The sequence below is a fragment of the Meiothermus cerbereus genome (genome assembly GCF_051297115.1).
In the GTDB taxonomy this organism is placed as follows: Bacteria; Deinococcota; Deinococci; order Deinococcales; family Thermaceae; genus Meiothermus; species Meiothermus cerbereus_A.
The window spans coordinates 58,892-80,792 of sequence record NZ_JBEVAL010000003.1 but is presented as its reverse complement, the minus strand read 5'-3'; the positions used below and the strand labels follow the sequence as shown (position 1 = coordinate 80,792).

Below are 21,901 nucleotides of genomic sequence, written 5' to 3'. Positions count from 1 at the left end.
TCCGAGGTCTACGCTACAGGTTTTACCCACCCAGCGCTTCGTGGGTGGAACCCCATACCCCCGCCCCGCCTTGGCGGGGCGGCAAGAACCCCGGAAACTTCCGTTTCCAGCTGATATTCTAGCGCATCTACCACCCACCATGCTATGTGCCCCTACGGAGCACGTGGGGGAGTCCTCGCCTCGCCACGGCGAGGCGGCCATCCCTGAAGGGGATGGGTTTTATAGCTCCCCCACACCCCCTCGCTTCTATAAATAGCAGCCGGGGGTATCCTTTGAGTACACAGCAGCCCTTGGGCCGCTGGGCTTAACCAGGCCGCTCGAGGTCTTGAATTCGTGCTGGACTTGGGTACACTTGCAGGCGGAGCTGAGCAGGCCTGCAGAACCTGCGGTACTCCGGCGTTCGGCACACCCAGGGCCGAAGGGGGGAGCCACTTTCGCCCACCCCGCGAGCATGGAGGCACCCTATGGCAAACGGAGAAATTTCAAGGTTCTTAAAGCATCATTTCCGCCACTTTAACGCGGCTACCCTGGTGGATGCCGCCGAAGCCTATCGTGCCCACCTCGAGCAAGGCGGGGTGATGATGGTCACGCTGGCCGGGGCCATGAGCACCGCCGAGCTGGGCCTTTCGCTGGCCGAGATGATCCGCCAGGGTAAGGTACACGCCATCAGCTGCACCGGCGCCAACCTGGAAGAAGACCTCTTCAACCTGGTGGCCCACCACCACTACGAGCGCATCCCCAACTGGCGCGAACTGACCGCCCAGGACGAACAAAAGCTGTTGGAGCGCCACCTTAACCGGGTGACCGACACCTGCATCCCCGAGATGGAGGCCATGCGGCGGCTCGAGGCGGCCCTGCTGGAGGAGTGGGAGGCCGCCGACAGGGCTGGGGAGCGCTACTTTCCACACGAGTTTTTATACCGCATCATTCGTTCGGGAAAGCTCGAGCAGTACTACCAGATTGACCCCAAGGATAGCTGGATGGTAGCGGCTGCCGAGAAAAACCTGCCCATTGTGGTTCCCGGCTGGGAAGACTCCACCACCGGCAACATGTACGCGGGCCACTGTCTGAACGGGCACATCCAAAACGTTCATACCGTGCGCACGGGCATCGAGTACATGATGGAACTGGCCAAATGGTACGAAAAGACCAGTGCTAGCCATTCCATCGGCTTCTTCCAGATTGGCGGGGGCATTGCCGGCGACTTTCCCATCTGCGTGGTGCCCATGCTACACCAGGACATGCAGCGCCCCGAGATCCCGGTATGGGGCTACTTCTGTCAGATTTCCGACTCCACCACCAGCTATGGCTCGTACTCGGGCGCTGTGCCCAACGAGAAAATCACCTGGGGCAAGCTGGCGGTAGACACCCCCAAGTTCATCATCGAGTCGGACGCCTCGATTGTGGCCCCTTTGATGTTCGCCCTGGTGCTGGGCTGGTAAGCGCAGGGGGTTTTGCGTCCTGCGGGAAGGTACCCCAGACAGCAAAGCCTTGAAAAGTTGGCCTCGAGGCATTCGGGGCACGACCCCATGGCTTCTGAAGCGGCGCATTGCAAAGTTTGCAGAACCACACCCTGAGGCGTTTTTGATTTCGCCGCCCCTTGACAGGGTGGAGGTCTTGGGCTTACTTTCATACCTATTAGGTTCATTCAATAAACAGGTGGTTCACTAAATGAAACCAACGGAGGCTATCCCCACCCTCGAGCGACCCCTTTACCTGCTGGGGTTTTTCAGCGAGGAACGTCCTTTTTGGGGGCTTTCCGAGCTGGCCAGGGCTAGCGGCTTGGCCAAGGCCACCTGCCTGCGTAGCCTGCGGGCACTGGAAAGCCATGGCTTGGTGGTGCGGGAAGGGGAGCGCTACCGGCTGGGTACGCGGCTTTTGCACTTAGGGGCCTTGGTCAAAGCAGCTTATCCGGCCCGTCAGGTGGCTTTGCCGCTAATGCACGCTCTACGTGAGGCCACCGGCCAGTCGGTGCAGTGGGTGGTGCGCGATGGTTATGAAGGGGTCTACCTCGAGGTGCTCGAGGCCCGCAGTCGGGTGCGGCTTTACGTTGCGCCGGGAAGGCGGGCCCCGCTGTATGCGGGTGCTTCTACCCGGCTCTTGCTGGCCTTTGCCCCCTCGGCGGTGCAGCAGGCGGTGCTGGAGGGGGAGCGCAAGCGCTATACCCCGGCGACTCCGGTCTCGCCGAGCAAGTTGCGCTGGCTCTTGCAGCAGACCCAGCAGTGCGGCTTTGCTGCGAGCTTTGGCGAGCTCGAGCCCCACTCCGCCGAGCTTGCTGCTCCGGTTAGGGGCGCCTCAGGCGAGGTGCTGGCAGCCATAAGCATGGCCGGGGCCGAGGCCCACTACCGCGGGGAGGCAGTCCTGAACGATTACCTACAACGGCTGGGCCGGGTAGCCGAAGAGGTTTCGCGGCGGCTGGGCTATGTGGGGGCTTGGAAAGCCGACGTGAAAGGCTTTCTACAGTCACTTTTTGCAGTGCGCTAGGAGGAGGTTATGAGAAAACTGCTTGCAGTCTTGTTGGGTTTGTTGCTGGCTGGGCTGGGGTGGGCCCAGAACCAGGTCTGGAACATGGCTACCCCTTACCCCGACGGCAATTTCCACACCATCAACATCCGCGAGTTCGCTAGGGAAGTAGAAACCGCCACCCAGGGTCGGCTTACCATCCGGGTTAGCAGCGGGGGTTCCCTGTTGCCCCACCCCCAGATTCTGCCGGGCGTGCGCAACGGTCAGATTCAGATGGGTGAGGTACTGATCTCGCTCTTAGCCAACGAGAATCCGGTCTTTGCCTTGGACTCGATTCCCTTCCTGGTGAGCAGCTACGACGATGCCCAGCGGCTCTACCGGGTTTCCAAGCCCGAGATTGAGAACTGGCTCTCGCGGCGCGGCATGGCCCTGCTGTTCTCAGTACCCTGGCCTGGACAGGGGCTTTACACCAAGCAACCGATCAATAGTGCGGCTGATCTGAAAGGTATCCGCTTTCGGGCTTTCAACCCGGCTACCGCCCGCATCGCCGAACTAACCGGTATGATACCCACCCAGGTTGAGGCAGCCGACATCCCCCAGGCCTTTGCAACAGGCATTGTGGCGGCCATGATTACCTCTCCCTCCACTGGGGTAGATAGCCAGGCCTGGGACTTTACCCGCTACTTCTACGACCTCCGGGCCTGGATTCCCAAGAACATGGTCTTTGTAAGCCGCCGTGCCCTGGACAGCCTGAGTCCCGCCGACCGCGAAGCGCTTCTGGCTGCGGCCCGCCGGGCCGAGCAGCGCGGCTGGCAGGCCAGCCAGCAGGAAGCGGCCAGCAAGACCGCCATCCTGGCCCAGCGGGGGATGCAGGTTGTACAGCCCAGCCCTCAGCTGGTGGCCGATCTCAAAAAAGTGGGTGAGACCATGACCAACGAGTGGCTCAGGCGGGCCGGGGCTACCGGGGTCAACATCTACCGGGCCTACCTGGGCCGTTAGCAGTCTTTGAAGCCAGGGGCCAAGCACCTTGACTGCGTTGCCCGTTAGGAACCCCTCACCAGCCTTGCTGTGGGTGAGGGCGCTTGTGAGGTGAAGGGGGCATATGCGTAAGTTCCTGGATGGCCTGTACCAGCTGTCGAGCGTTGTGGCAGGGCTGCTGGTGGTCTTCATCTTCCTGATTATTCTGGCCCAGATTGTAGGGCGCCAGTTTGGGCTGGCCATCCCCTCGGCCAACGAGCTTTCCGGCTTTGCCATGGCCGGAGCGGTCTTTCTGGCCCTGGCTCCCACCCTGCGGGCGGGGGCCCATATCCGGGTGGGGGTGCTGGTTCGGCGGCTACGGGGTAGGGCCCGGCGGGGGCTGGAACTTGGAGTGGGCGGGTTTTCACTGCTGGCCTCGAGCTACGCCACCCTTCAGCTCTGGCGGCTGGTGCTGGATTCCTACCGCTACGGCGACCTGGCTCCTGGGCTTTTGCCATTGCCCATCTGGATCCCGCAGAGCCTCCTGGCGGTGGGGTTATCCATCTTTACCGTGGCCCTGGCCGATACCCTGGTGGCCTTGTGGCGGGGGGAACTCCCGGCTTACCTTTCCGAGGGTGGGGGACAGGAGTAGCTGTGGAGCTAACCCAGATCGCGCTTTTTCTGGTTTTGCTGCTGCTTGTGTTCCTGGGTAGCGGGGTCTGGATTGCCCTGGCGCTCTTGGGGGTGGGCTGGGTGGGGCTGCAGTTTTTTACCAGCACCCCCCCGGGGGCCAGCGTGGCCAGCAGTCTGTGGACCTCGGTCTCGAGCTGGTCTCTGGCGGCGCTGCCCATGTTTATCTGGATGGGCGAGATCCTCTACCGCACCCGACTGGCCGCCGACCTGTTCGAGGGGCTTTCCCCCTGGCTGCGCCGCATCCCAGGCCGGCTGCTGCACATCAACGTGCTGGCCTCGGGCATTTTTGCAGCGGTGATCGGCTCTTCGGCGGCCACCACGGCCACCGTGGGCAAAATCGCCCTGCCCGAACTCTTACGGCGGGGCTACCCGGAGCGGCTGGTGCTGGGCTCGCTGGCCGGTTCGGGCACCCTGGGCCTTTTGATTCCCCCCTCGGTGATGATGATTGTGTACGGGGTGGCCGCGGAGGTCTCGGTAGCCCGGCTTTTTATCGCCGGACTGCTGCCAGGGCTGCTGGTGATGCTGCTGTTTATGGGTTGGGTCGTGCTGGCGGGGCTCTTAAACGCCCGGCAGATGCCCCCGCCCGACCCCCCGCTGCCCCTGGGACAGCGCCTGCGCGGCCTCTTGAAAATCCTGCCGGTGCTGTTGTTGATGGTGGCGGTGATCGGCTCCATCTACGCGGGCGTGGCGACCCCCACCGAGGCGGCCAGCTTAGGGGTACTGGGGGCCCTTATCATCGCCCTCTGGAGCCGCAGCCTGAGCTGGCAGGGTCTTTGGGAAAGCCTGATGGGGGCAGTGCGTACCAGCAGCATGATTGGCTTCATCCTGGCTGGTGCGGCGATGCTCTCCATTGCGATGGGCTTTACCGGCATCCCGGCGGCCCTGGCCGCCTGGGTGGGCGAGTTGGGGCTTTCCAGGTATGCTTTGCTGGCCGTACTGATGCTGCTCTTCCTGGTGCTGGGGGCCTTCCTGGATGGCATCTCCATCATCGTGCTGACCACCTCGGTCATCCTGCCCCTGGCCAAGGCGGTGGGAATTGACCTCTTGTGGTTTGGTATCTTTCTGGTGATTGCAGTGGAGCTGGCCCAGATCACCCCCCCGGTCGGCTTCAACCTGTTTGTGCTGCAGGGTCTCTCGGGGCGGGATATCTTCACCATTGCCCGCTCGGCCCTGCCGTTTTTGTTCATGCTGCTGCTGGCAGCGGCCCTGATTACGGTCTTCCCGGAAATTGTGACCTGGCTGCCGCGCACCATGACCGGAGGCTGAAGCCGACCGCGACCCAGGGCCGGTGTCCGAGGCTCGCCTTGGGTGATGCGCCGAAGACCCGAGCGATTTGGCCTCGACGAAGTTTTGCCGGAATCCGAGACCTTGGTGTGAGGTGTTATGCATATAGACCTGAACGCCGATGCAGGCGAGTCCTTTGGTAACTGGAAACTGGGACGGGATGAGGAGCTGTTCCCCCTTGTAAGCTCGGTCAATGTGGCCTGCGGCTTCCATGCGGGCGACCCCCTGACCATCCGGCGCACCCTCGAGCTTGCCCAAAGGACGGGCACTGCCGTGGGAGCCCACCCCGGCTTCCCCGACCGGGTGGGTTTTGGGCGGCGGGAGCTGGCGGCCACCCCGGATGAGGTCTACGCCGACGTGCTCTACCAGGTGGGGGCCTTGAGCGCTTTCCTGAGGGTGCGGGGCCTGCCCCTGCACCACATCAAGGCCCACGGGGCCCTGTACAACCGGGCCACCAAAGACCCCGAGACCGCCCGGGCCATTGCCCAGGCCGTCCGGGACTTCGACCCCCAGGTGCCGCTGGTGGTGCTGCCCCATACCCCCCTGGAGCTGGAGGCCCAGCGGCTCGGACTCCGTACCGTGCGCGAAGCCTTCCCCGAGCGGGGTTACACCTCCGATGGCCGACTGGCCCCCAGGGGCACGGCGGGGGCCTGGATTCACGAACCCGGCCTGGCGGCCCGGCGGGCGGTGCAGATGGTGGTGGAGGGCCGGGTAGAGGCCGTGGATGGCGGGTGGGTCGAGGTCCCTGCCCAGACCCTGTGCATCCACGGCGACAACCCCAACGCCGTCGAGATTGCCAGGGCCATCCGGGAGGCCCTCCTGGCCGAAGGGGTGACCATAGCGACCTACTGAACACTGGCCCACTTCCTATCGCAGGAGGGGTATCCTGACCTTCCATGACCTTAGCCGGCTTCTACCTGCCCTTCGCCGAACAGCTCGATCCCCAGGCCAACGCCCAGATGCTGGCCCTGGTGCGCTCACTGCTGGCCCACCCGCTGCCGGGGGTGACCGACCTGGTGCCCAGTTACGTGAAGCTCTACCTCGAGTACGACGCCGACCGGGTCTCGCGGGTGCGGGTCGAGCGCTGGGTGCGTCGGCATCTGGAGGAGCTATCCGATGTGCCAACAGGCAAAGAGCTCGAGATACCCGTCCGCTACGACGGGCCCGACCTGCCCTGGGTGGCCGAACAAACCGGCCTTTCGGTAGAAGAAGTGGTACGGCTGCACAGCCAGACCCCCTACCGCGTTTTTGCCACCGGCTTTACCCCGGGGTTTCCCTTCCTGGGGCCCCTGCCCGAGCGCCTGCGGCTGCCCCGCCGCCCTACGCCACGGGCGCTGGTTCCGGCCCACTCGGTGGCCATTGCGGGCAGCCAGACCGGGATTTATCCCCTGCCTTCGCCGGGAGGGTGGCATCTGATTGGGACTGCACTGACCCAGGTCTACAATCCCCACCGTGACCAGGTGTTTTTGCTGGACGCAGGTGACCGGGTGCGCTTCGTGCCGGCGCAGGGAGCAACCCCAGAGCTGCCTCCCCAGCGGTTTTTGTTGCCCACAAGGCCAAAGTACCCGGTCTTGCTGGTAGAAGAGCCGGGCCTGCTCGATCTGGTGCTGGATGAGGGGCGACTTATGGCAGGGCGCTTTGGGCTGGCGGCTTCGGGGGTGCTGGATAGGCGGCTGGCAGGTCTGGCCAACCGTCTGGTAGGCAACCCAAAAGGCGCGCCTGTGCTGGAACTGACCCTCAAAGGCCCGGTGCTGAGTGTGCTATCGCCCGTGGTGGCGGCCTTTGCGGGTTATGGGATGCAGCCTTTGCTGAATGGCATGCCAGTAAAAGTGGCCCAGACCTTTGCTTTAGGTGAAGGCGATACGCTGCATTTTGCACCGACCGCAGAGGGTGTACGCGGCTATCTGGCCCTGGCTGGGGGTATCGAAAGCGGGCGATTTTTTAATAGCGCCAGCACCGATGTGAGGGGGCTAATTGGGCGGCCCCTACAGGCTGGCGATGTGCTGGGGGTAGCAAAACCCAGGAGGCCTCGAGCGGGCTTTGGAGCTATGCTGCCCCCCCTGGCGCAGCGGCCTGTTCGTCTGCTGCCGGGGCCACAGTACAGCCCGGAGGCGATGCGGGCCCTGTGTTCGGGGCCTTACGAGCTGGCCTCGGGCGACCGAATGGGCCTGCGGCTGGTGGGGCCCGAGGTGCCAGGGGGTGAGCTGATTAGCGAAGCCACCCCGCTGGGGGCGGTGCAGATTACCACCGAGGGCCAGCCCATTGTGCTGCTCAACGACCGGGGCCGCCTTGGGGGCTATGCCAAGCCGGCCCTGGTATACCCCGCCGACTTGCCCTGGCTGGCCCAGCTACGCCCAGGGCAAATGGTGCGCTTCGTGCCGGCTTTTGATGGGTAGCTCAGAGCTGGAAAACAACCGCTGCCCCGCAATTCGGGGTGCGGGGGCTGGTTCATCACGGCTTACCGGCAGGGCTATACCCGCTGGGGGTACAGGCTCCCCCAGCCGGGGGGTGGTTTACAGCCAGGCCCAGACTTGCCACAATACCCTCCAACGGCAGCCCTTTGCTGAGGTGGTTGGTGGATACCGTAGATACCCAGGTTAAGCGCTACTTTCGTACCCAGTTTCACCTGGCGGCCCCCCTTTCGCCAGGTCGTTTTGAGGCGGTGCTGGCCAAGCGCATTGGCAGCCCTGCCCGACGAAAACCCATCCTGGACGCCTGGAAAGCCTATTTAGAGGCCGAGGGGGGCGACCTGGAGGTGGTGCGAAGTTTTTACTCAGCGGTGCTGAGCCATCCGCGGGAACGGCTGGAAGCCCTGGTGTACGCCATGCACCTGCCGTTTGTCGAGTTTTATGTAAGGGTTCTGCCCCAGCTTCTGCCGGCGGAGGGGCGGGTGCTGGAGGTGGGGGCTTTTACCGGGGCGCTGGTATCGCTGCTGCGCGAGGCCAGGCCCGAACTGGAGTGGCATGCCCTGGAAGGGGTGGCGCAGGCTGTGGAGCTGGGCCAGGCCCGTACTGGCGGGGGTGTGCAGTGGCACCAGGGCTGGTTTCCTGACCAGCAGGGCCTGCCGAGCATGGACGCGGTGCTGCTGCTTTCCTGCATGCCCGAGGGATACCTGGGAGACTTGCCAGAGACCCTCGAGGAGGCCGAATACCTGCAGCGCTTCGACCTGTTGCAGCGTCTGCAGGGCCTGGAGGGTTTGCTCAAACCGGGGGGCTTGCTGGCCTATGGGCACGGACCCTTTTTGGGCAAGAATCCGCAAGCCGTCCAGCACGCCCTAAGGCAACTGGGGTTTGACCAGGTGCAGATGGTGGGTGAGGGCGATTACACGCTGGTTACTGCCCGCATGCCTGTTGCTCTGCTCCAGCCAGGGCCCGCCCAGGCTCTTCCCACAGCCCATGCCCCAAACCCTGGTAGGCCGCTGTCCTTACCATCGGTCGAGGAAATATGGGCCTTGCTCGAGGAAGGGGCTTATGCAGAGGTTTTGCGACGGCTACCCGAGGGCACCACGGGCGAGCTGGCCTACCTGCGGGGCCGGGCTTTGCTGGCCCTATCGCGCTTTGCCGAAGCCGATGCAGCGTTGGCCCTGGCCCACCACCCCGAAGCCGAAAACCTGCGGGTGCTGTGCTGGGCCGAGCTGGAAGACTACCAGCGGGCCTTGCCGCGCCTGGAAGAGCTTTCGAGTCGTGGGGGTCGGTACAAGTTGGCCCTGGGTAAGGTGTATCTGGGTTTGGGGCGCCTGTCGGAGGCCTTGCGCCAGCTTTACGAATGCGGCCTGCCCGAGGCCGATATCTATCTTAAAACCACCTTGGAACGCATCGAAGAGCGGGTGCAGCGCTTGTGCCGCGAGGGCGACTGGAGCGAGGCCAGCCGTCGTGTGGAGTTTGTGGAGGATCTCTCGCCGGAACTGCTGACACGGGGCCTGCTGCGCCTGGGTTTGCAGGCCGCTTTGCAACAGGGTTTGTGGGGCCGGGCGGCCCGTTATGCCCAGCACCTGTATGTGCTGGGGGAGTCGCATGGAGCCTTGGGACTGGCCTTAGCAGGTCTGAAGGTGCGAGGCCCCGAGGTGCTGGACAAGGTGCCCCTGGCCGACTTGAAAGGGGTAGAGCCCTACCTGACCGATGCGGTGGCCCGGGCCGAGGACGCCACCGCGCTTTTGGCCCTGGGCCTGCTGCGCCACCGGGAGGGGCGGCATACCGAGGCGGTGCGCTACCTCGAGCGGGCCGTACGGGCTTCTAGGGGCGAGGCAGCTGGTCTGGCCTACCACCTGCTGGCCCTCTCCAAGCGGGCTTTGGGCCTTCCGGTGCTCGAGGTGCTGGGCGACCACAAGCGGGCCCACGCCCACCGGGCCTACCCGGTTACCCAGCTTTTTGAGCTGGCCCTGGAAGCTAAAGAGGCCGGTGAACCGGTGCTGGCGCGGGAGTTTCTGGGCCGCGTGCGCGAGGCGGGTCTGCAGCCTTTTAGCCAGATTGAGCCGGTGCTCAAGCTGGTGGAAGAGCTCGAAGGCCCCTGGGAAGCCTTTCGCATGCTCAGCCAGAGCCTGGAGGGCACTGCAGAGCCGCCCCTGGAGCACCTCGAGCTGGCCTACCGCCTCTCGCGCAGCTTTTCCCAGAGCCGGGAGGCCGAGACCGTGCGGGGGCAGTACCTGGCCGCGCTTTATAACGCGGGGCAGGCCCTGGGGGCCGAGGGGCTGCTTTTGTCCGAGCTGGCCCGCAACCCCGAGGCCCTCGAGGTTCTTTACGACCTAGCCGAACACTACGAGCGCACCGGGGCCTACCAGAAGGCCGCCCAAACCTGGCGCAAGGCCCTGGAGATTGCCTATTACTGGGAGAAAGACCTTCAGCTTTCGCGGGAGATTCTGCGCAACCTGCTCTTTTTAAACCCCACCGACCCCGATTTGCAGCTCTACCTGGAAGAGCTCAAGGCCACCTCGAGGGCCCTGGCTACCCTCGAGGGTAGCCCCGATACCCTGGCGGGCACTACGCCTGAGGGCCTGATGCGGGAGGGGTTGCCCCGCTTCCACGGGGAGTACCTGATCGTGGTGGGGGGCCACACCCAGCTCCGCAGCCGCCTGACCCCTGTTTTGCAAAATCAGGGCCTCGAGCTCGACTGGTTCGACTCCGACTCCTACGCGGCCGGACGGGAGGTGATACGGCGCATCCAGAGCCGCCTCGAGCGGGCCCACGGCCTGATGATCATCAGCAGCTATGTGGGCCACGATCTTTCCGAGCCGGTGCGTCTGGAAGCCGAAAACCTGGGGGTGCCGGTCTACATTACCCCAGGCCGGGCCCGGGGCATTACCGGCTTTTTGCGGGCGGTCGCCGAGTTCGCCCCGCAGATGTTCAGACGGGCGCTCAAAGGTGGTTGAGGCCGGTTTTCAAGTGGTAATACCGGATTCAAAAAGATACTCTTCAAACAAAAAACATCAAGGGGCTATCTTTTTGAATCCTAGAGCACTCCCTTCGGTCGGGTTAGTTCGTCACCGTTCGGTGACGAACTAACCGAATCTGGTATAAGGGCTTGCAGGTACTCCTCAGACCGGCGAATAGCAGTTTCCAGGTCTGCTTTCTCCCCGGGGTAGTATAGGGCCCGACTGGCCGAATTGAGCAATCCCGGGCCCCGCAGCACCTGCCCCCCCTGCGCTCCCAGTCCAGGCAGCAGCAGCAAAGAGTGGGGCAGACGCGCGCGTATCTCGCTAACCTGTGCGGGATAGGTAGCGCCGACCACAGCCGCTACGCGCGACCAGTCGCCCACCCGCTGCTGCTCGGCCTGCTGGGCCAGGTAATCCGCCACCGCCAGGTACAGCCTGCCGCCTTGCTCCAGCTTTAAGTCCTGGAAGAGCCCCGAGCCGGGGTTGGAGGTTTTGACCAGCACGAACACCGTCCCTCCAGACTGCCTTGCTGCTTTGAAAAAGGGCTCCAGGGCATCGCTGCCCAAATAAGGGTTTACCGTCAGGGCCGAGCCGGGGTAAGCCTCCAGATAGGCCCGGGCGTAGGCCTCCGCCGTTGAGCCGATGTCACCCCGCTTGGCGTCCACAATCACCGGCAGCGAGAGCACCCGGGCCCCCACCAGCAGCTCGTGCATCAGGGCAAAACCCTGTGGCCCCAGTGCCTCGAAGAAGGCCGCCTGAAACTTCACCGCAGCAAGCTTGGGGGCCAGGGCCTCCATGAGCTCGAGGGTGTAGCGGCGGATATGGGCCAGGGGTTCTGGGCCGTGTAGCTCCGGCCGGGGGTCTACCCCCAGCACCAGGGGGGGGCGTTGTGCGACCTCTTCGACAAACTCCATAGCCAAGAGCCTACCTTGTTTCAGGCTAAGTCCATACGGCTTTTTTTAGCCATCAACCCAGTGCAGCTCGAGCTTCGCCTCCAGATGCCCAACCTCGAGCTTCCGCACGTTCCGCACAATGGGCCGCCGCCATTCGAGCGCCACCTCGGGCGAAAGGGCCTCGAGCACCTCCAGCAACCGAATTACCATGGGCTCCCTGGCCTCGTTGGAGCCGCTTTCCACCTTGAGGGCGATTCCAATTGGGCCCCAGCGGGTTTCACGCAGGGCCATGCCGTAATAGCCGTCGGCCCCGCGCTTGGCCGCCAGGTGGGGAACGGTCTGCATCAGCACAGTGTCGATGCTACGGGGCCCGGCTACCAGCTCGGGGTGCTGGCGCATGGCCCGAAAAACCGCTTCCAGGCCTTCTCGATACTTTTCTGGTGCGGCCTCGGGCTTCGCCAGCAGGGCAAACATCCGGGCTGCCGGGGCTAAGGGCAGCACAAAGGTGGGCACACTACAGCCATCCACACCATAGGGGATGTGTTGATGTCCCGACAGGTCGCGCAGGGTTTGCAGGTTGAGCTGCTGCACCGGGTGCTCGGGCTGCTCGTAGCCCCTAGGTTCGACCCCCAGGGCCATCGCCGCGGCCAGCATACCGGTGTGTTTGCCCGAGCAGTTGTTGTGCAGCACGGTGGCGGGCTGGCCGGCTTGCTGCAGGGCCTTGCGCGCGGCCAGGTCGAAGGGCGGGTGGATGCCACAGGCCAGGTAGCTCTCGTCCAGCCCAATCTTGCGCAGGTAGTTGGTGGCCATAGTCACGTGCTGCTCCAGCCCATCGTGGGAGGCGCAGGTCAGCGCGACCTCGGCGGGGGTAATGCCAAAGCGCTCGATGGCCCCGCTCAGATAGAGGGCCAGGGCTTGAAAGGGTTTGGCCGAGGAGCGCATGTGAGCCGACAGATGGGGGTTGCCGCTATAGGCCAGCAGGTTGCCCTGGGGCCCCACAATAGCCAGCGAGACCTTGTGGCGGTTCTCAATGAGGCCCCCGCGGTAGGCGTAGGTGTAAGCATCCATCGCACATAGCCTATCGCTTTGGGCTGCTGCTGGTAAGCAGGTACAGGTTTGTCTGGTCGGGTCTTGTGGAACCAGGGGCTGGTAACACGCGCGCCGGGATGTCCCTCTGTTACCCTGGCCTTATGCAAACACGGTGGAGTGTGCTGTTGGTTTTGGGTTTGTCGGTGGCGCAGGCTCCTCAGGCGGCGGTTCTGCTGCGCCTGAACGACGCACAGAGCGCGGTAGTAGTGGGTGTGTTTCAGGGTGGGCGTTTTCTCGAGGCCGAGCAGCTAACCCGCCTCGAGGCCCGGCGTTACCAGGTGTTTGGCCCGGCGGGCCGCATCAACCAGGCCCAGGGGGCGGGGGGGCTCACAACGCCTGACATCTGTGACTGGAACCGGGAAACCCCCTTGGTGCTGCTCGAGCGCCGCGCCATCCAGTACCCTGCCTATGCCATTGCTGCACCCTGGAACCCCCAGCCCCGCCGGGTGGTCTCGTTTGCTCCCACCCCTGCTCACCTGCAGGCGGTAGCTGCCGAGCTGAGCCGTCGCAAGATCAAAAAAGCCCCCAACATCACCCAGGCTTTGCGGGTGGACTTAGACGCCGACGGGCGCGACGAGGTTCTCCTGAGCGCCAACCAGCCCGGCTTTTCCCTCAATGCTGGGCGGATTGAGGGCAGCTATGCCAGCGAAGTGGGCGACTACGGTCTCATCATGGTACGCAAACTGTTGAGCGATACCGACCTGCGCACTTTTGTGTTGGACGTGACCCACCTCGAGAAGCCCTTCGACGGCACCGAGGGCATGCCCACCGTGATCACCCGCCGTATCGGGGCCATCCTCGACCTCGATGGCGACGGCAGAATGGAAATCATCACCGAGGATTGGGTACACGAAGGGTGGGGCAGTACGGTCTGGCGTTGGAATGGCCGGCAATTTGTGAAGGTGCTCGAGTGGGGCTGCGGAGTGTAGCCCAAGCCCGCTTGCCCCTTGACCTGAGCCTGACATCTGCTCTCCAGCATAGTAGCTGGAGGTAAAGGGATGAAACGTAGAGACTTGATCAAAGCAGGGGTTATGGCAGGAGCAGCCGCGGCCCTCTCGGCCCAGGCCCAGAGCGCCCTATCCAACCAGCCGGGCATCCTGACCCGGGCCCGTAACCTGATTTTCTTCGTCTACGACGGGATGGGCTGGGAAGACTACGCCATCGCGCAGTTCTACTCGAGGCGGGTGCTGGGCAAGCCGCTGGCCCTCGAGCGCTTCCTGGCCACGGGTGTGAGCGGGCTGCAGAACACCAACAGCCTGACCAGCTTCGTCACCGAGTCCAGCGCAGCCGGCAATGCCTGGAGCACCGGGGTCAAGACGGTCAACGGAGGTCTGGCCATCCACGCCGACGGGCGCAAGCTGACCCCCATCTTCGCCCTGGCAAAGCAGCAGGGCAAGGCGGTAGGTCTGGTCTCCACCGCCACCATCACCCACGCCACCCCGGCTAGCTTTGTGGTCTCCAACCCCAACCGCAACGCCGAGGAGCAGATTGCCGAGCAGTACCTGGAGTTTGGCGCGGAGGTCTACCTGGGCGGGGGCACCCGCTTCTTTGACCCGGCGGTGCGCCGCGACAAGAAAGACCTGTACGCCGCCTTTGCCGCCAAGGGCTATGGCGTGGTGAAAAACCCCAGGGAGCTCGAGGCCTCCAACGCCTCCAAGCTCTTGGGCGTGTTCAGCAGCAGCCACGTGCCCTACGAGGCCGACCGGCGCTTCCAGGGCGTAGACGTGCCCAGCCTGGCCCAGATGACCCGCGCCGCCCTCCCGCGCCTGGCCGCCCACTCCAAGGGGTTTGTGCTTCAGATCGAGGCTGCCCGCATTGACCACGCCAATCACCTCAACGACCCCGCCGCCACCCTGTGGGACATTCTGGCCGCCGACGAAGCCCTGGAAGTGGTGATGAACTTCGTAGACCAGAACCCCGACACCCTGCTCATCATCGGTGCCGACCACGTCTGCGGGGCCCCCGCGCTGTATGGTACGGGCCGCTCGTACTTGGAGGGCAGCGCGGGTGTGCTGCAGCTTGCCAACCAGAAGGGCACCTTCGAGTTTATGCTGGGCCGCCTGGGCAACAACCCCAGCCCCGAGCAGGTGGTGGAAATCTTCCGCACCGTGAAGGGCGTGGCCCTCAAGCCCGAACAGGCCCAGATCGTGGTGGACGCCATCTCCAAGCGGGTCTACCTGCCCGACACCGTGCGCTACAGCATCCAGCCCGCCAACACCCTCTCCTGGGTGATGCGCCAGACCGATGCCAACAAGCCCGACCTGCCCAACATCGGCTGGAACTCGGGCCAGCACACCGCCAGCCCCACTGTGTTTGGGGTGTATGGGCGGGGTGTGGCCGCAGCGCGGATCGGTCTGATTGACAACACCTACAACTTCACCCTGATGACCCGGGCTTTGGGCATCCGCTTCCAGAACCCGGTGATGAGCGAGCAGGAGGCCCTCGAGGTCCTCAAGAGCCGGGCCGAGCAACCCTGGAAGCACCCCGAGGATGCCCTGGCGCTGGTGTAAGCGCGTTTCCCGAGGGCAGGAGGAGCCACCTCCTGCCCTTGCTTATAGGAGCCAGCTATGAATAGGCGTGATGCGACCAGGGCCCTTGTGGGCGGCCTTTTGATGCTAGGAGGTGCTCGAGGTCAGCAAAGTCCGGCGGCGGTGCGGATCGGCGAGCTGCGCCAGCTCCCTGAAGTGTGGGCCGACCTCGAGTTCCGCTTTGCCAACCAGCCCTGCCTTCTGGTGCGGGTTCCACCCCCCAAGGAGGCCAGCCCGCGCATCTTCAAAGCCGGCGAGCAGGTCTACCTCACCGCCTACTCCCGCCTCTGCACCCACCAGGGTTGCACCGTACCACTGCCCGACCGGCAGCAGAACATCGAGTGCGGCTGTCACGGCAGCCGTTTCAGAGCCGATGGCTCGCTGCTGGCCGGGCCGGCCAGCCAACCCCTGCGGGCCATTAGGCTCGAGCTGCTCGAGGGGGTGGTCTGGGCGGTGGGGTGGCAGGATTCCTGACAACTTTTGTACACCTTCTGCAGGTCTGTTGGCTAATCTAGCGTGGATAACAGGGGGAAAGGCGGGATCTTTCCGGGTCCTGCTTGCAGGGCCTGGCGGGTCTCTTCAATCAGCGCGCTGACCCGGATGCCCTGGTAGGTGGCCGGAAGGTTTTTTAGGTGCCCCAGGGCTTTGTGGAAATTGCGCCAGCCGCCGCTTTGGCTGCTGTGGGCTTTGTGCAGGGCTGCGGCCAGCAGAATGATGCCGTGGGTCAGCTCGCGCTCGGGCCCGGAAAGCCTGCGCCAGAGGGGCTCGAGGGCTTCGTGTACCTCCCAGAACTGGCCTTGATGCCACAGTGCAATGGCCTCGAGGTACTCTGGAGTATCCAGTAGATGAAGGGCTTGCACTATAAAAAGTGTATCGGCTTTCCCTGGGTTCTACCAGGCGTGCTAAAGTGTGGAGCCTGGGGGCCTGAGCCCAGGCCCAGGTGTGTGAGGTAAACAACTATGTCCAAACCCATCGAAGTAAACGACGCTAATTTTGACGCCATCCTCAAGGAAAATCAGTATGTGCTGGTGGATTTCTGGGCCGAGTGGTGCGGGCCTTGCCGCATGGTAGCCCCGGTCATGGAAGAGCTGGCCAAAGAATACGCAGGCAAGGTAACCGTGGCCAAGCTCGACGTGGATGCCAACCCCCAGACCGCCATGAAGTTCCGGGTGATGAGCATCCCTACCATCATCCTGTTCAAAAACGGCCAGCCGGTCGAGGTGATGGTGGGTGCGGCCCCCAAGAGCAACTTTGTGGCGCGCCTTAACAAGCACGTCTCGGTCAGCGCCTAGCCTTCAACCCAGGCCAAACTTGGGCACCGCTGCAATGGCCTAAGCGTACCGTGTGCTGAGCAAGCAGTCTAAAATCCAGCTTGCGGGCGACGGTCTAACAAAATGGCCTTAAGAATCGGTTATATCCCACATTCCGCACCCCCTTCACTCCAGCAGGTAATATCGCCCGGCCCCCAGGAGGCGCGCCGCGGTCTCGTGATGGGGAGCCAGGTTGAGGACGAACCACCTGCCCCCCAGCTCCACCAGTCGGACCCACATAAAGAGTTGAAACACCCAGCGCAAGGTGGGCTTGGCTGTGGGTCTCCCCTTCTGGTCCGGCAGGCTGGACCCCGCCTCCCAAAGCCTCCGCCTCAGCGCCCACTCCCCCAGGGCGTACACCAGAAGGGCCAGGGCCATCACCATCCCCAGGGCCATCACCCGCTCGGGCCGCTTCAAGAAGGTGCTCTCCGCAAAGAACAGGGGGTCCTTCAGAAACCGGAACCCCCGCTCCACCGTCCGGGCCTGGTCCTTGTACCGCCTCAGCACCTCCTGAGGGGGAAGCCCCTCCCGGTCCAGCACGTTCGTGGCCAGGAGGAATCGCCCCAGGCCCCGCCTCGCCCGCTCCAGCTTCTCCTGATCCACCTCCAGGCGGGCCCGCAGGCGGTAGACCACCGCCAAGGGTCGCTCCCCCTTGCGCGGCCGGCCCACCCGCTCCCATTGGCGTTCCTCCTGCACTCCCAGGTAGACCAGCCGGTGCAAAGGAAGTCGGCCGCTGGCCTCGCTCAGGGCCCGCCGGGCGTCCGCCTCACAGGCGAAGGTCCGAGCCGTCAGCCGGCCCAGGACCTTCCGCGCCTCCCCTTCGGCCCGCGCTATCCGCTGCTGGAGGCTCGCTTCCTCCATCCTGGCCCGCTCCTGGCTCTCCACCAACAGCCAGCGCTGCCGCACACCCCCGTACTCGCTCTCCACCTCCAGCCCCCGGTAGCCCGGCAGCAGAGGCCTCCAGGCCTCCTGGGGTAACTCCTCGCGTAGCAGGACCTTGGCCTCCTTTAGGGTGGCCGGCACCCGCATGACCCAGGAGAACCCCCGCAGGGCCCCCAGGTTCTCCTGGCTGTAGCTGGCCCCGTCCAGCACCACCACCTCCCCCAGTTCCAGGCTCTGGCGGTAGCGCGCCAGCAGGGGAACCAAGGCCTCCTGATCCGACTGGTTCCCATCCCCAGGAGCGAAGAGCAGGGGAATCCCCCCGGTATCGGCGCAGATCAGGTTCATCACCCACTGCTTGAGGTCTGGGCGGTGGTCCCGGCTGTAGCCGTGGGTGAGGCGGATGACCAGGGGCTCGTCCCCCGTATCGGTCTGGCCCTCTTCCCCGCTCCCGTACACCCCGTGGACGTGAAAGCTGGTGGAGTCCACGTGAAGAGCCCGCACGGGAAAGGGAAAGGCTCTGCGGGCAGATTTAGCCACCTCCACGAACAGCTCGGTGACCCCGGCCGCGTACAGGCTGTCCAGCATCCGGCCCATGCGGTCGTCGTTCAAAAGTTCGGGGGTGATGCCGGGCCCCAGGAGCAGCTCGGTGGGCTTGCCCTGGAAGAAGTGGCCGAAGAGGTAGAGGGGAGAGGTGACGAAGCCCAGGGCGTTCAGTATGGCGGCCTTGAGGGCCATGCCAGTGGAGACCTTTTCGCCCGGCCTTGGGCCCACGAACCGGTCTACGGTCTGTACCAGTCCTATCTGATCCAGGATGCTGGCCACCAGGCCCAGGTGGCCCAGGTCGTACACCTGTAGGTTGGGTGTGGTTTCCATCCCAAAATCCTAAGGCCAAGGGAGAGGGGTGCGGAATGTCGGTTATATGTCTTTGATTTGTTCTTCTTCTGGGGCCCCCGCCTGAAGCGCGGATAGCACCAGCTCGAAAAACCAGGGTACTCAGACAATCCCTAACGGAACGATTCGGGCGAGGTTCATATTAGATAAGGCTGGCCTGCAAGGAACAGCTTCACCCCCTTACCCGTATAGGCAAGGGGGATTATCCTTTTCTTGATGCAAAGCTACCACCTCAACATCAACGACCCCGCCTTCATCTACGACCCCTACCCCACCCTGGCCCACCTGCGGGAAAACCTGCCGGTCTTCTACGACGAGGTCTGGAACAAGATTTTCTTTTTGCGCTACGAGGACATCGCCCACCTCTTGCGCGACAAACGCCTGGGGCGCTCGATTACCCACATCCTCTCCCGAGACGAGCTGGGCTGGCCCCCGCCCAACCCGCTCACGCGCGACTTCGATCACTTCCAGGAAAACCACATGCTCGACAACGAGCCACCCAAGCACACCCGCCTCAAAAGCCTGATGATGAAAGCCTTTACCCCGGCCCGGGTGGAGGGGCTGCGCGGGAAAATCCAGGCCATCGTCAACGGTCTGCTGGACCGGGCCGAGGATCTGGGCCAGATGGATCTGCTCAAAGACTACGCCGAGCCGCTGCCGGTCACGGTGATCGCCGAGCTGCTGGGGGTTCCCGAGGAGGATCGCCGCTACCTGCGCCCCTGGTCGGCCAAGATTGTCAAACTGTACGAGCTGGGTTTCACTGAAGAACAGGCCAAAGAGGCCAACCAGGCGGTGGTGGAGTTTTCGGCTTACATCAAGGGGCTCGCCGACGAGCGCCGTAAAAGGCCGGGCGACGACCTGATCTCGGCCCTGGTACAGGTGGAGGAGCAGGGGGACAAGCTCACCCCCGATGAGCTGGTGGCCAACTGCATTCTGCTCTTGAACGCCGGCCACGAGGCCACCGTCAACGGCACCACCGCGGGCTTTCTGGCCCTGGCCCGCAACCCCCAGCAGATGGAGCAGGCCAAGGAGGCCGCGGCCAAAAACCATCCCGAGTTTTTCAAGCTGGCCGTGGAGGAACTGCTGCGCTATGATACCCCGCTGCCCATGTTCGAGCGCTGGGTGCTGGAAGACTTCGAATACAAAGGTATTCCGCTGCGCCGGGGCCAGGAGGTGGCGCTGATGTACGCCTCGGGCAACCGCGACCCGCGCAGGTTTGCCAACCCCGACCGCCTCGAGCTCACCCGCCGCGATAACCTCCACCTGACCTTTGGCCTGGGCATTCACTACTGCATCGGGGCCCCGCTGGCGCGGCTCGAGCTCCAGACTTCCTTCCAGACCCTGCTCAAGCGGCTGCCCCAGATTCACCTGGCCACCGATAAAATCGAGTACGCCGGGGGGTTCGTCATTCGCGGACACAAGGCCATGCCGGTGGCGTGGTAGGGAGGTTGGCCTTAGGCTATTACCCGTGAAACCGATTGCCATAGATGCCATGGGGGGCGACCACGCCCCCAAAGTTACGGTAGAAGGCGCTCTTTTGGCGCACAAACAGGGGATTCCCGTGGTTCTGGTAGGCCCCACCGCGGTGCTGAAACAAGAATTGCAACAACAGGGGGGCGATCTGCCCATTGTCGAGGCTCCCGAGTACATCACCATGCAAGACCACGCCACCGACGTGCGTAAGAAGCGCCGGGCCTCCATCAACGTGTGCATGGCACTGGTCAAGCAGGGCGAGGCCTCGGCGGTGGTGGCCATGGGACATACCGGGGCTACGCTGGCCTCGGCCCTGTTCAACCTGGGGCGCATCCAGGGGGTAGACCGGCCCACCCTGCTGATCGAGCTGCCCAGCGAGCGGGGCCGCACCTACCTGGCCGATGGCGGGGCCAACGTAGACTGCAAGCCCGAATGGCTGGTGCAGTTTGCCGTGATGGCTACGGCCTATGCCCAGGCTCAGGGGGTAGCCGACCCCAGCGTAGGGCTGCTCTCGATTGGCGAGGAGGAGCACAAAGGCAACGAGCTCACCCTGCAAACCTTTCCCATGCTCAAGGCCACCCCCGGCATCCACTTCTTCGGCAACGTGGAAGGGCGCGACATCTTCAAGGGCACCACCGATATCGTGGTGACCGACGGCTATACCGGCAACGTGGTGCTCAAGCTTTCCGAAGGTGAGGCCCGTACCCTCTTCAAATGGGTGCGGGAAGCCCTGAGCGGCGGTTCCTGGCTGACCAAAATTGGAGCCTTGCTGGTGCGTGGTGCGTTACAGGGTTTGCGTGCCAAGATGGATCCCGCCGAGTACGGTGCGATGCCCTTGTTGGGGGTGGAAGGCCCGGTCTTTATCGGGCATGGTTCTGCCGATGGGCGGGCAGTTCTTAGCGCCATCCGCAAGGCTAAAGGCGTGGTGGAAGCGGGGCTGGTGGAACGGGTACGGGCGGGAATTTCCCTCCTGGCCAGGTAGGAGCAGCTATGGAGACCTCGAGCCTGTGGCTTCGCATACTTACCAGCATCGGCCTGCTGATTCTGGGCTTCTGGGTAGGGCGGGCCGGGGCGGGTCTGGCGGGCTGGCTGGCCCGGCTTACCCCCGACACCCGTGACGACCGCTACTGGCGGCTGGCCGGCGCGCTCTGGTGGGCGCTGACTGCGGCGATGGTGGCTTCGCTGGCGGCGCAGGTGTGGCGGGTCGAGCTCGAGCCCTTCCAGAGCTGGGGCCAGACCCTCTCGAGCTGGCTGGGCGAGCGCGGGCTAGCGGTGTTGCTCATCCTGGGCGCGACCTCGCTGGCTTTGCGCCTGGTGCCGCGCCTGTTGCAGCGCGTGCCGGTGGGGTCGGGCGAGTTCACCCGCGAGCAGGTGCGGGCCCAGACCCTCAAGAGCGTGCTGGAGTCGGTCTTACAGGTGCTGATTGTGGTGCTGGGGCTCTTGTTTGCCCTTTCCAACCTGGGCCTCAACGTAACCGCCCTGCTGGCCGGGGCCGGGGTGGTGGGGCTGGGGGTCTCGCTGGCGGCGCAGAACCTTATTCGGGACGTGCTAAACGGCTTTTTCATCCTGCTGGAAGACCAGTATGGGGTGGGCGACGTGATCACCGTGGGGCAGCTCTCGGGTGGGGTGGAGCGCTTTAATCTGCGCATTACGGTACTGCGCGATCTGGAAGGCCGGGTGCACTTTATCCCCAACTCCACCATCCAGCAGGTCACGGTGATGAGCCGCGACTGGGCCCGCGCGGTGGTGGACGTCTCGGTGGCCTACGAAACGCCTATAGACAAGGCCCTCGAGGTGGTGCGCTCGGAGGCCGAGGCCTTCTACCACGACCCCGAGTGGCGCGATAGGTTCACCGACCAGCCCCCCGAAACCCTGGGCATCCAGCAGCTCGCCGAGTCGGGCATCCTGATTCGGGTGCTCTTCAACACCAAGCCCAAAGAGCAGTGGGCCGTTGGGCGGGAGTTCCGCCGCCGCATCAAGCTGAGGCTCGATGCCGAAGGTATCGCCATTCCCTACCCCACCCGGCGCATCGTAAAAGCCTAGGGCAACCGCACCTGCACATGGGCCCAA

At 64.1% G+C, this 21,901-nt stretch carries 19 protein-coding genes; 15 read left to right on the top strand and 4 right to left on the bottom strand.

Annotated features, from left to right (window positions below; genetic code table 11):
* The first annotated feature begins 464 nt into the window (after nucleotides 1–464).
* The 8 genes from ABWU19_RS01470 to ABWU19_RS01435 all read left to right on the top strand — a co-directional run bounded on the left by ABWU19_RS01470 (nucleotide 465) and on the right by ABWU19_RS01435 (nucleotide 10,762).
* Nucleotides 465–1,442, top strand: a complete 978-nt coding sequence (locus ABWU19_RS01470) for a deoxyhypusine synthase family protein (RefSeq protein ID WP_435899997.1) — start codon at nucleotides 465–467, stop codon at nucleotides 1,440–1,442.
* Nucleotides 1,443–1,671: 229 nt separating this feature from the next.
* Entirely contained in the window at nucleotides 1,672–2,484 is an 813-nt protein-coding gene (locus ABWU19_RS01465; protein ID WP_435899996.1) for an IclR family transcriptional regulator, read from the top strand.
* A 9-nt stretch (nucleotides 2,485–2,493) separates the two neighbouring features.
* On the top strand, nucleotides 2,494–3,462 hold the full coding sequence (locus ABWU19_RS01460; RefSeq protein ID WP_435899995.1) for a TRAP transporter substrate-binding protein: 969 nt from the start codon (nucleotides 2,494–2,496) through the stop codon (nucleotides 3,460–3,462).
* Between the two features lie 103 nt (nucleotides 3,463–3,565).
* Nucleotides 3,566–4,072 (top strand): TRAP transporter small permease, encoded by a 507-nt coding sequence (locus ABWU19_RS01455; RefSeq protein WP_435899994.1) that lies wholly within the window; start codon nucleotides 3,566–3,568, stop codon nucleotides 4,070–4,072.
* A gap of 2 nt (nucleotides 4,073–4,074) precedes the next feature.
* A complete protein-coding gene (locus tag ABWU19_RS01450; protein ID WP_435899993.1) occupies nucleotides 4,075–5,379 on the top strand; it encodes a TRAP transporter large permease in 1,305 nt (434 codons plus the stop codon).
* Nucleotides 5,380–5,496: 117 nt separating this feature from the next.
* Nucleotides 5,497–6,249 carry a LamB/YcsF family protein gene (locus ABWU19_RS01445; protein ID WP_435899992.1) on the top strand — a complete coding sequence of 251 codons (753 nt, stop codon included), beginning with the start codon at nucleotides 5,497–5,499 and terminating at the stop codon, nucleotides 6,247–6,249.
* Nucleotides 6,250–6,293: 44 nt separating this feature from the next.
* Nucleotides 6,294–7,793 carry a 5-oxoprolinase subunit PxpB gene (gene pxpB, locus ABWU19_RS01440; RefSeq protein ID WP_435899991.1) on the top strand — a complete coding sequence of 500 codons (1,500 nt, stop codon included), beginning with the start codon at nucleotides 6,294–6,296 and terminating at the stop codon, nucleotides 7,791–7,793.
* A gap of 179 nt (nucleotides 7,794–7,972) precedes the next feature.
* Nucleotides 7,973–10,762 carry a tetratricopeptide repeat protein gene (locus ABWU19_RS01435; protein ID WP_435899990.1) on the top strand — a complete coding sequence of 930 codons (2,790 nt, stop codon included), beginning with the start codon at nucleotides 7,973–7,975 and terminating at the stop codon, nucleotides 10,760–10,762.
* 80 nt (nucleotides 10,763–10,842) lie between these two features.
* Here the strand turns inward: ABWU19_RS01435 and pyrF are convergent, their stop codons facing one another.
* Nucleotides 10,843–11,679, bottom strand: coding sequence for an orotidine-5'-phosphate decarboxylase (gene pyrF / locus ABWU19_RS01430; RefSeq protein WP_435899989.1), 837 nt, complete (start codon nucleotides 11,677–11,679; stop codon nucleotides 10,843–10,845).
* 45 nt (nucleotides 11,680–11,724) lie between these two features.
* Nucleotides 11,725–12,726: an asparaginase gene (locus ABWU19_RS01425; RefSeq protein ID WP_027877918.1), complete on the bottom strand. Its 1,002-nt coding sequence runs from the start codon at nucleotides 12,724–12,726 to the stop codon at nucleotides 11,725–11,727.
* 122 nt (nucleotides 12,727–12,848) lie between these two features.
* Here ABWU19_RS01425 and ABWU19_RS01420 point away from each other — a divergent pair, with 122 nt between their 5' ends.
* From ABWU19_RS01420 to ABWU19_RS01410, 3 genes are all read left to right on the top strand, one after another.
* Nucleotides 12,849–13,676 (top strand): hypothetical protein, encoded by an 828-nt coding sequence (locus ABWU19_RS01420; RefSeq protein ID WP_156941919.1) that lies wholly within the window; start codon nucleotides 12,849–12,851, stop codon nucleotides 13,674–13,676.
* Between the two features lie 69 nt (nucleotides 13,677–13,745).
* Nucleotides 13,746–15,257, top strand: a complete 1,512-nt coding sequence (locus ABWU19_RS01415; protein WP_435899988.1) for an alkaline phosphatase — start codon at nucleotides 13,746–13,748, stop codon at nucleotides 15,255–15,257.
* Between the two features lie 57 nt (nucleotides 15,258–15,314).
* On the top strand, nucleotides 15,315–15,749 hold the full coding sequence (locus ABWU19_RS01410) for a ubiquinol-cytochrome c reductase iron-sulfur subunit (protein ID WP_027877915.1): 435 nt from the start codon (nucleotides 15,315–15,317) through the stop codon (nucleotides 15,747–15,749).
* A gap of 32 nt (nucleotides 15,750–15,781) precedes the next feature.
* Here the strand turns inward: ABWU19_RS01410 and ABWU19_RS01405 are convergent, their stop codons facing one another.
* A complete protein-coding gene (locus ABWU19_RS01405) occupies nucleotides 15,782–16,135 on the bottom strand; it encodes a DUF309 domain-containing protein (RefSeq protein WP_435899987.1) in 354 nt (117 codons plus the stop codon).
* 99 nt (nucleotides 16,136–16,234) lie between these two features.
* On the opposite strand from ABWU19_RS01405, the gene trxA reads away from it, so the two are divergent.
* Nucleotides 16,235–16,567: a thioredoxin gene (gene trxA / locus ABWU19_RS01400; RefSeq protein ID WP_027877913.1), complete on the top strand. Its 333-nt coding sequence runs from the start codon at nucleotides 16,235–16,237 to the stop codon at nucleotides 16,565–16,567.
* Between the two features lie 144 nt (nucleotides 16,568–16,711).
* Here trxA and ABWU19_RS01395 read toward each other — a convergent pair whose 3' ends face one another.
* The gene (locus tag ABWU19_RS01395) at nucleotides 16,712–18,340 is read right to left on the bottom strand and encodes an IS1634 family transposase (RefSeq protein WP_038066329.1); all 1,629 of its coding nucleotides are present in this window, start codon (nucleotides 18,338–18,340) and stop codon (nucleotides 16,712–16,714) included.
* 234 nt (nucleotides 18,341–18,574) lie between these two features.
* Here ABWU19_RS01395 and ABWU19_RS01390 point away from each other — a divergent pair, with 234 nt between their 5' ends.
* From ABWU19_RS01390 to ABWU19_RS01380, 3 genes are read left to right on the top strand one after another with little or no spacing between them, the layout of a single operon-like run.
* Entirely contained in the window at nucleotides 18,575–19,801 is a 1,227-nt protein-coding gene (locus ABWU19_RS01390; RefSeq protein WP_435899986.1) for a cytochrome P450, read from the top strand.
* Nucleotides 19,802–19,826: 25 nt separating this feature from the next.
* On the top strand, nucleotides 19,827–20,813 hold the full coding sequence (plsX, locus tag ABWU19_RS01385; RefSeq protein WP_435899985.1) for a phosphate acyltransferase PlsX: 987 nt from the start codon (nucleotides 19,827–19,829) through the stop codon (nucleotides 20,811–20,813).
* Nucleotides 20,814–20,821: 8 nt separating this feature from the next.
* Nucleotides 20,822–21,874, top strand: coding sequence for a mechanosensitive ion channel family protein (locus ABWU19_RS01380; RefSeq protein ID WP_027877910.1), 1,053 nt, complete (start codon nucleotides 20,822–20,824; stop codon nucleotides 21,872–21,874).
* Nucleotides 21,875–21,901 lie beyond the last annotated feature (27 nt).

What these genes read in the sequence shown, in the direction of transcription:
- ABWU19_RS01470 (WP_435899997.1), top strand. Translation starts at nt 465, where the DNA reads ATGGCAAACGGAGAAATTTCAAGGTTCTTAAAGCATCATTTCCGCCAC.
- ABWU19_RS01465 (WP_435899996.1), top strand. Translation starts at nt 1,672, where the DNA reads ATGAAACCAACGGAGGCTATCCCCACCCTCGAGCGACCCCTTTACCTG.
- ABWU19_RS01460 (WP_435899995.1), top strand. Translation starts at nt 2,494, where the DNA reads ATGAGAAAACTGCTTGCAGTCTTGTTGGGTTTGTTGCTGGCTGGGCTG.
- ABWU19_RS01455 (WP_435899994.1), top strand. Translation starts at nt 3,566, where the DNA reads ATGCGTAAGTTCCTGGATGGCCTGTACCAGCTGTCGAGCGTTGTGGCA.
- ABWU19_RS01445 (WP_435899992.1), top strand. Translation starts at nt 5,497, where the DNA reads ATGCATATAGACCTGAACGCCGATGCAGGCGAGTCCTTTGGTAACTGG.
- pxpB (WP_435899991.1), top strand. Translation starts at nt 6,294, where the DNA reads ATGACCTTAGCCGGCTTCTACCTGCCCTTCGCCGAACAGCTCGATCCC.
- pyrF (WP_435899989.1), bottom strand. Translation starts at nt 11,679, where the DNA reads ATGGAGTTTGTCGAAGAGGTCGCACAACGCCCCCCCCTGGTGCTGGGG.
- ABWU19_RS01425 (WP_027877918.1), bottom strand. Translation starts at nt 12,726, where the DNA reads ATGGATGCTTACACCTACGCCTACCGCGGGGGCCTCATTGAGAACCGC.
- ABWU19_RS01420 (WP_156941919.1), top strand. Translation starts at nt 12,849, where the DNA reads ATGCAAACACGGTGGAGTGTGCTGTTGGTTTTGGGTTTGTCGGTGGCG.
- ABWU19_RS01415 (WP_435899988.1), top strand. Translation starts at nt 13,746, where the DNA reads ATGAAACGTAGAGACTTGATCAAAGCAGGGGTTATGGCAGGAGCAGCC.
- ABWU19_RS01410 (WP_027877915.1), top strand. Translation starts at nt 15,315, where the DNA reads ATGAATAGGCGTGATGCGACCAGGGCCCTTGTGGGCGGCCTTTTGATG.
- trxA (WP_027877913.1), top strand. Translation starts at nt 16,235, where the DNA reads ATGTCCAAACCCATCGAAGTAAACGACGCTAATTTTGACGCCATCCTC.
- ABWU19_RS01395 (WP_038066329.1), bottom strand. Translation starts at nt 18,340, where the DNA reads ATGGAAACCACACCCAACCTACAGGTGTACGACCTGGGCCACCTGGGC.
- ABWU19_RS01390 (WP_435899986.1), top strand. Translation starts at nt 18,575, where the DNA reads ATGCAAAGCTACCACCTCAACATCAACGACCCCGCCTTCATCTACGAC.
- ABWU19_RS01380 (WP_027877910.1), top strand. Translation starts at nt 20,822, where the DNA reads ATGGAGACCTCGAGCCTGTGGCTTCGCATACTTACCAGCATCGGCCTG.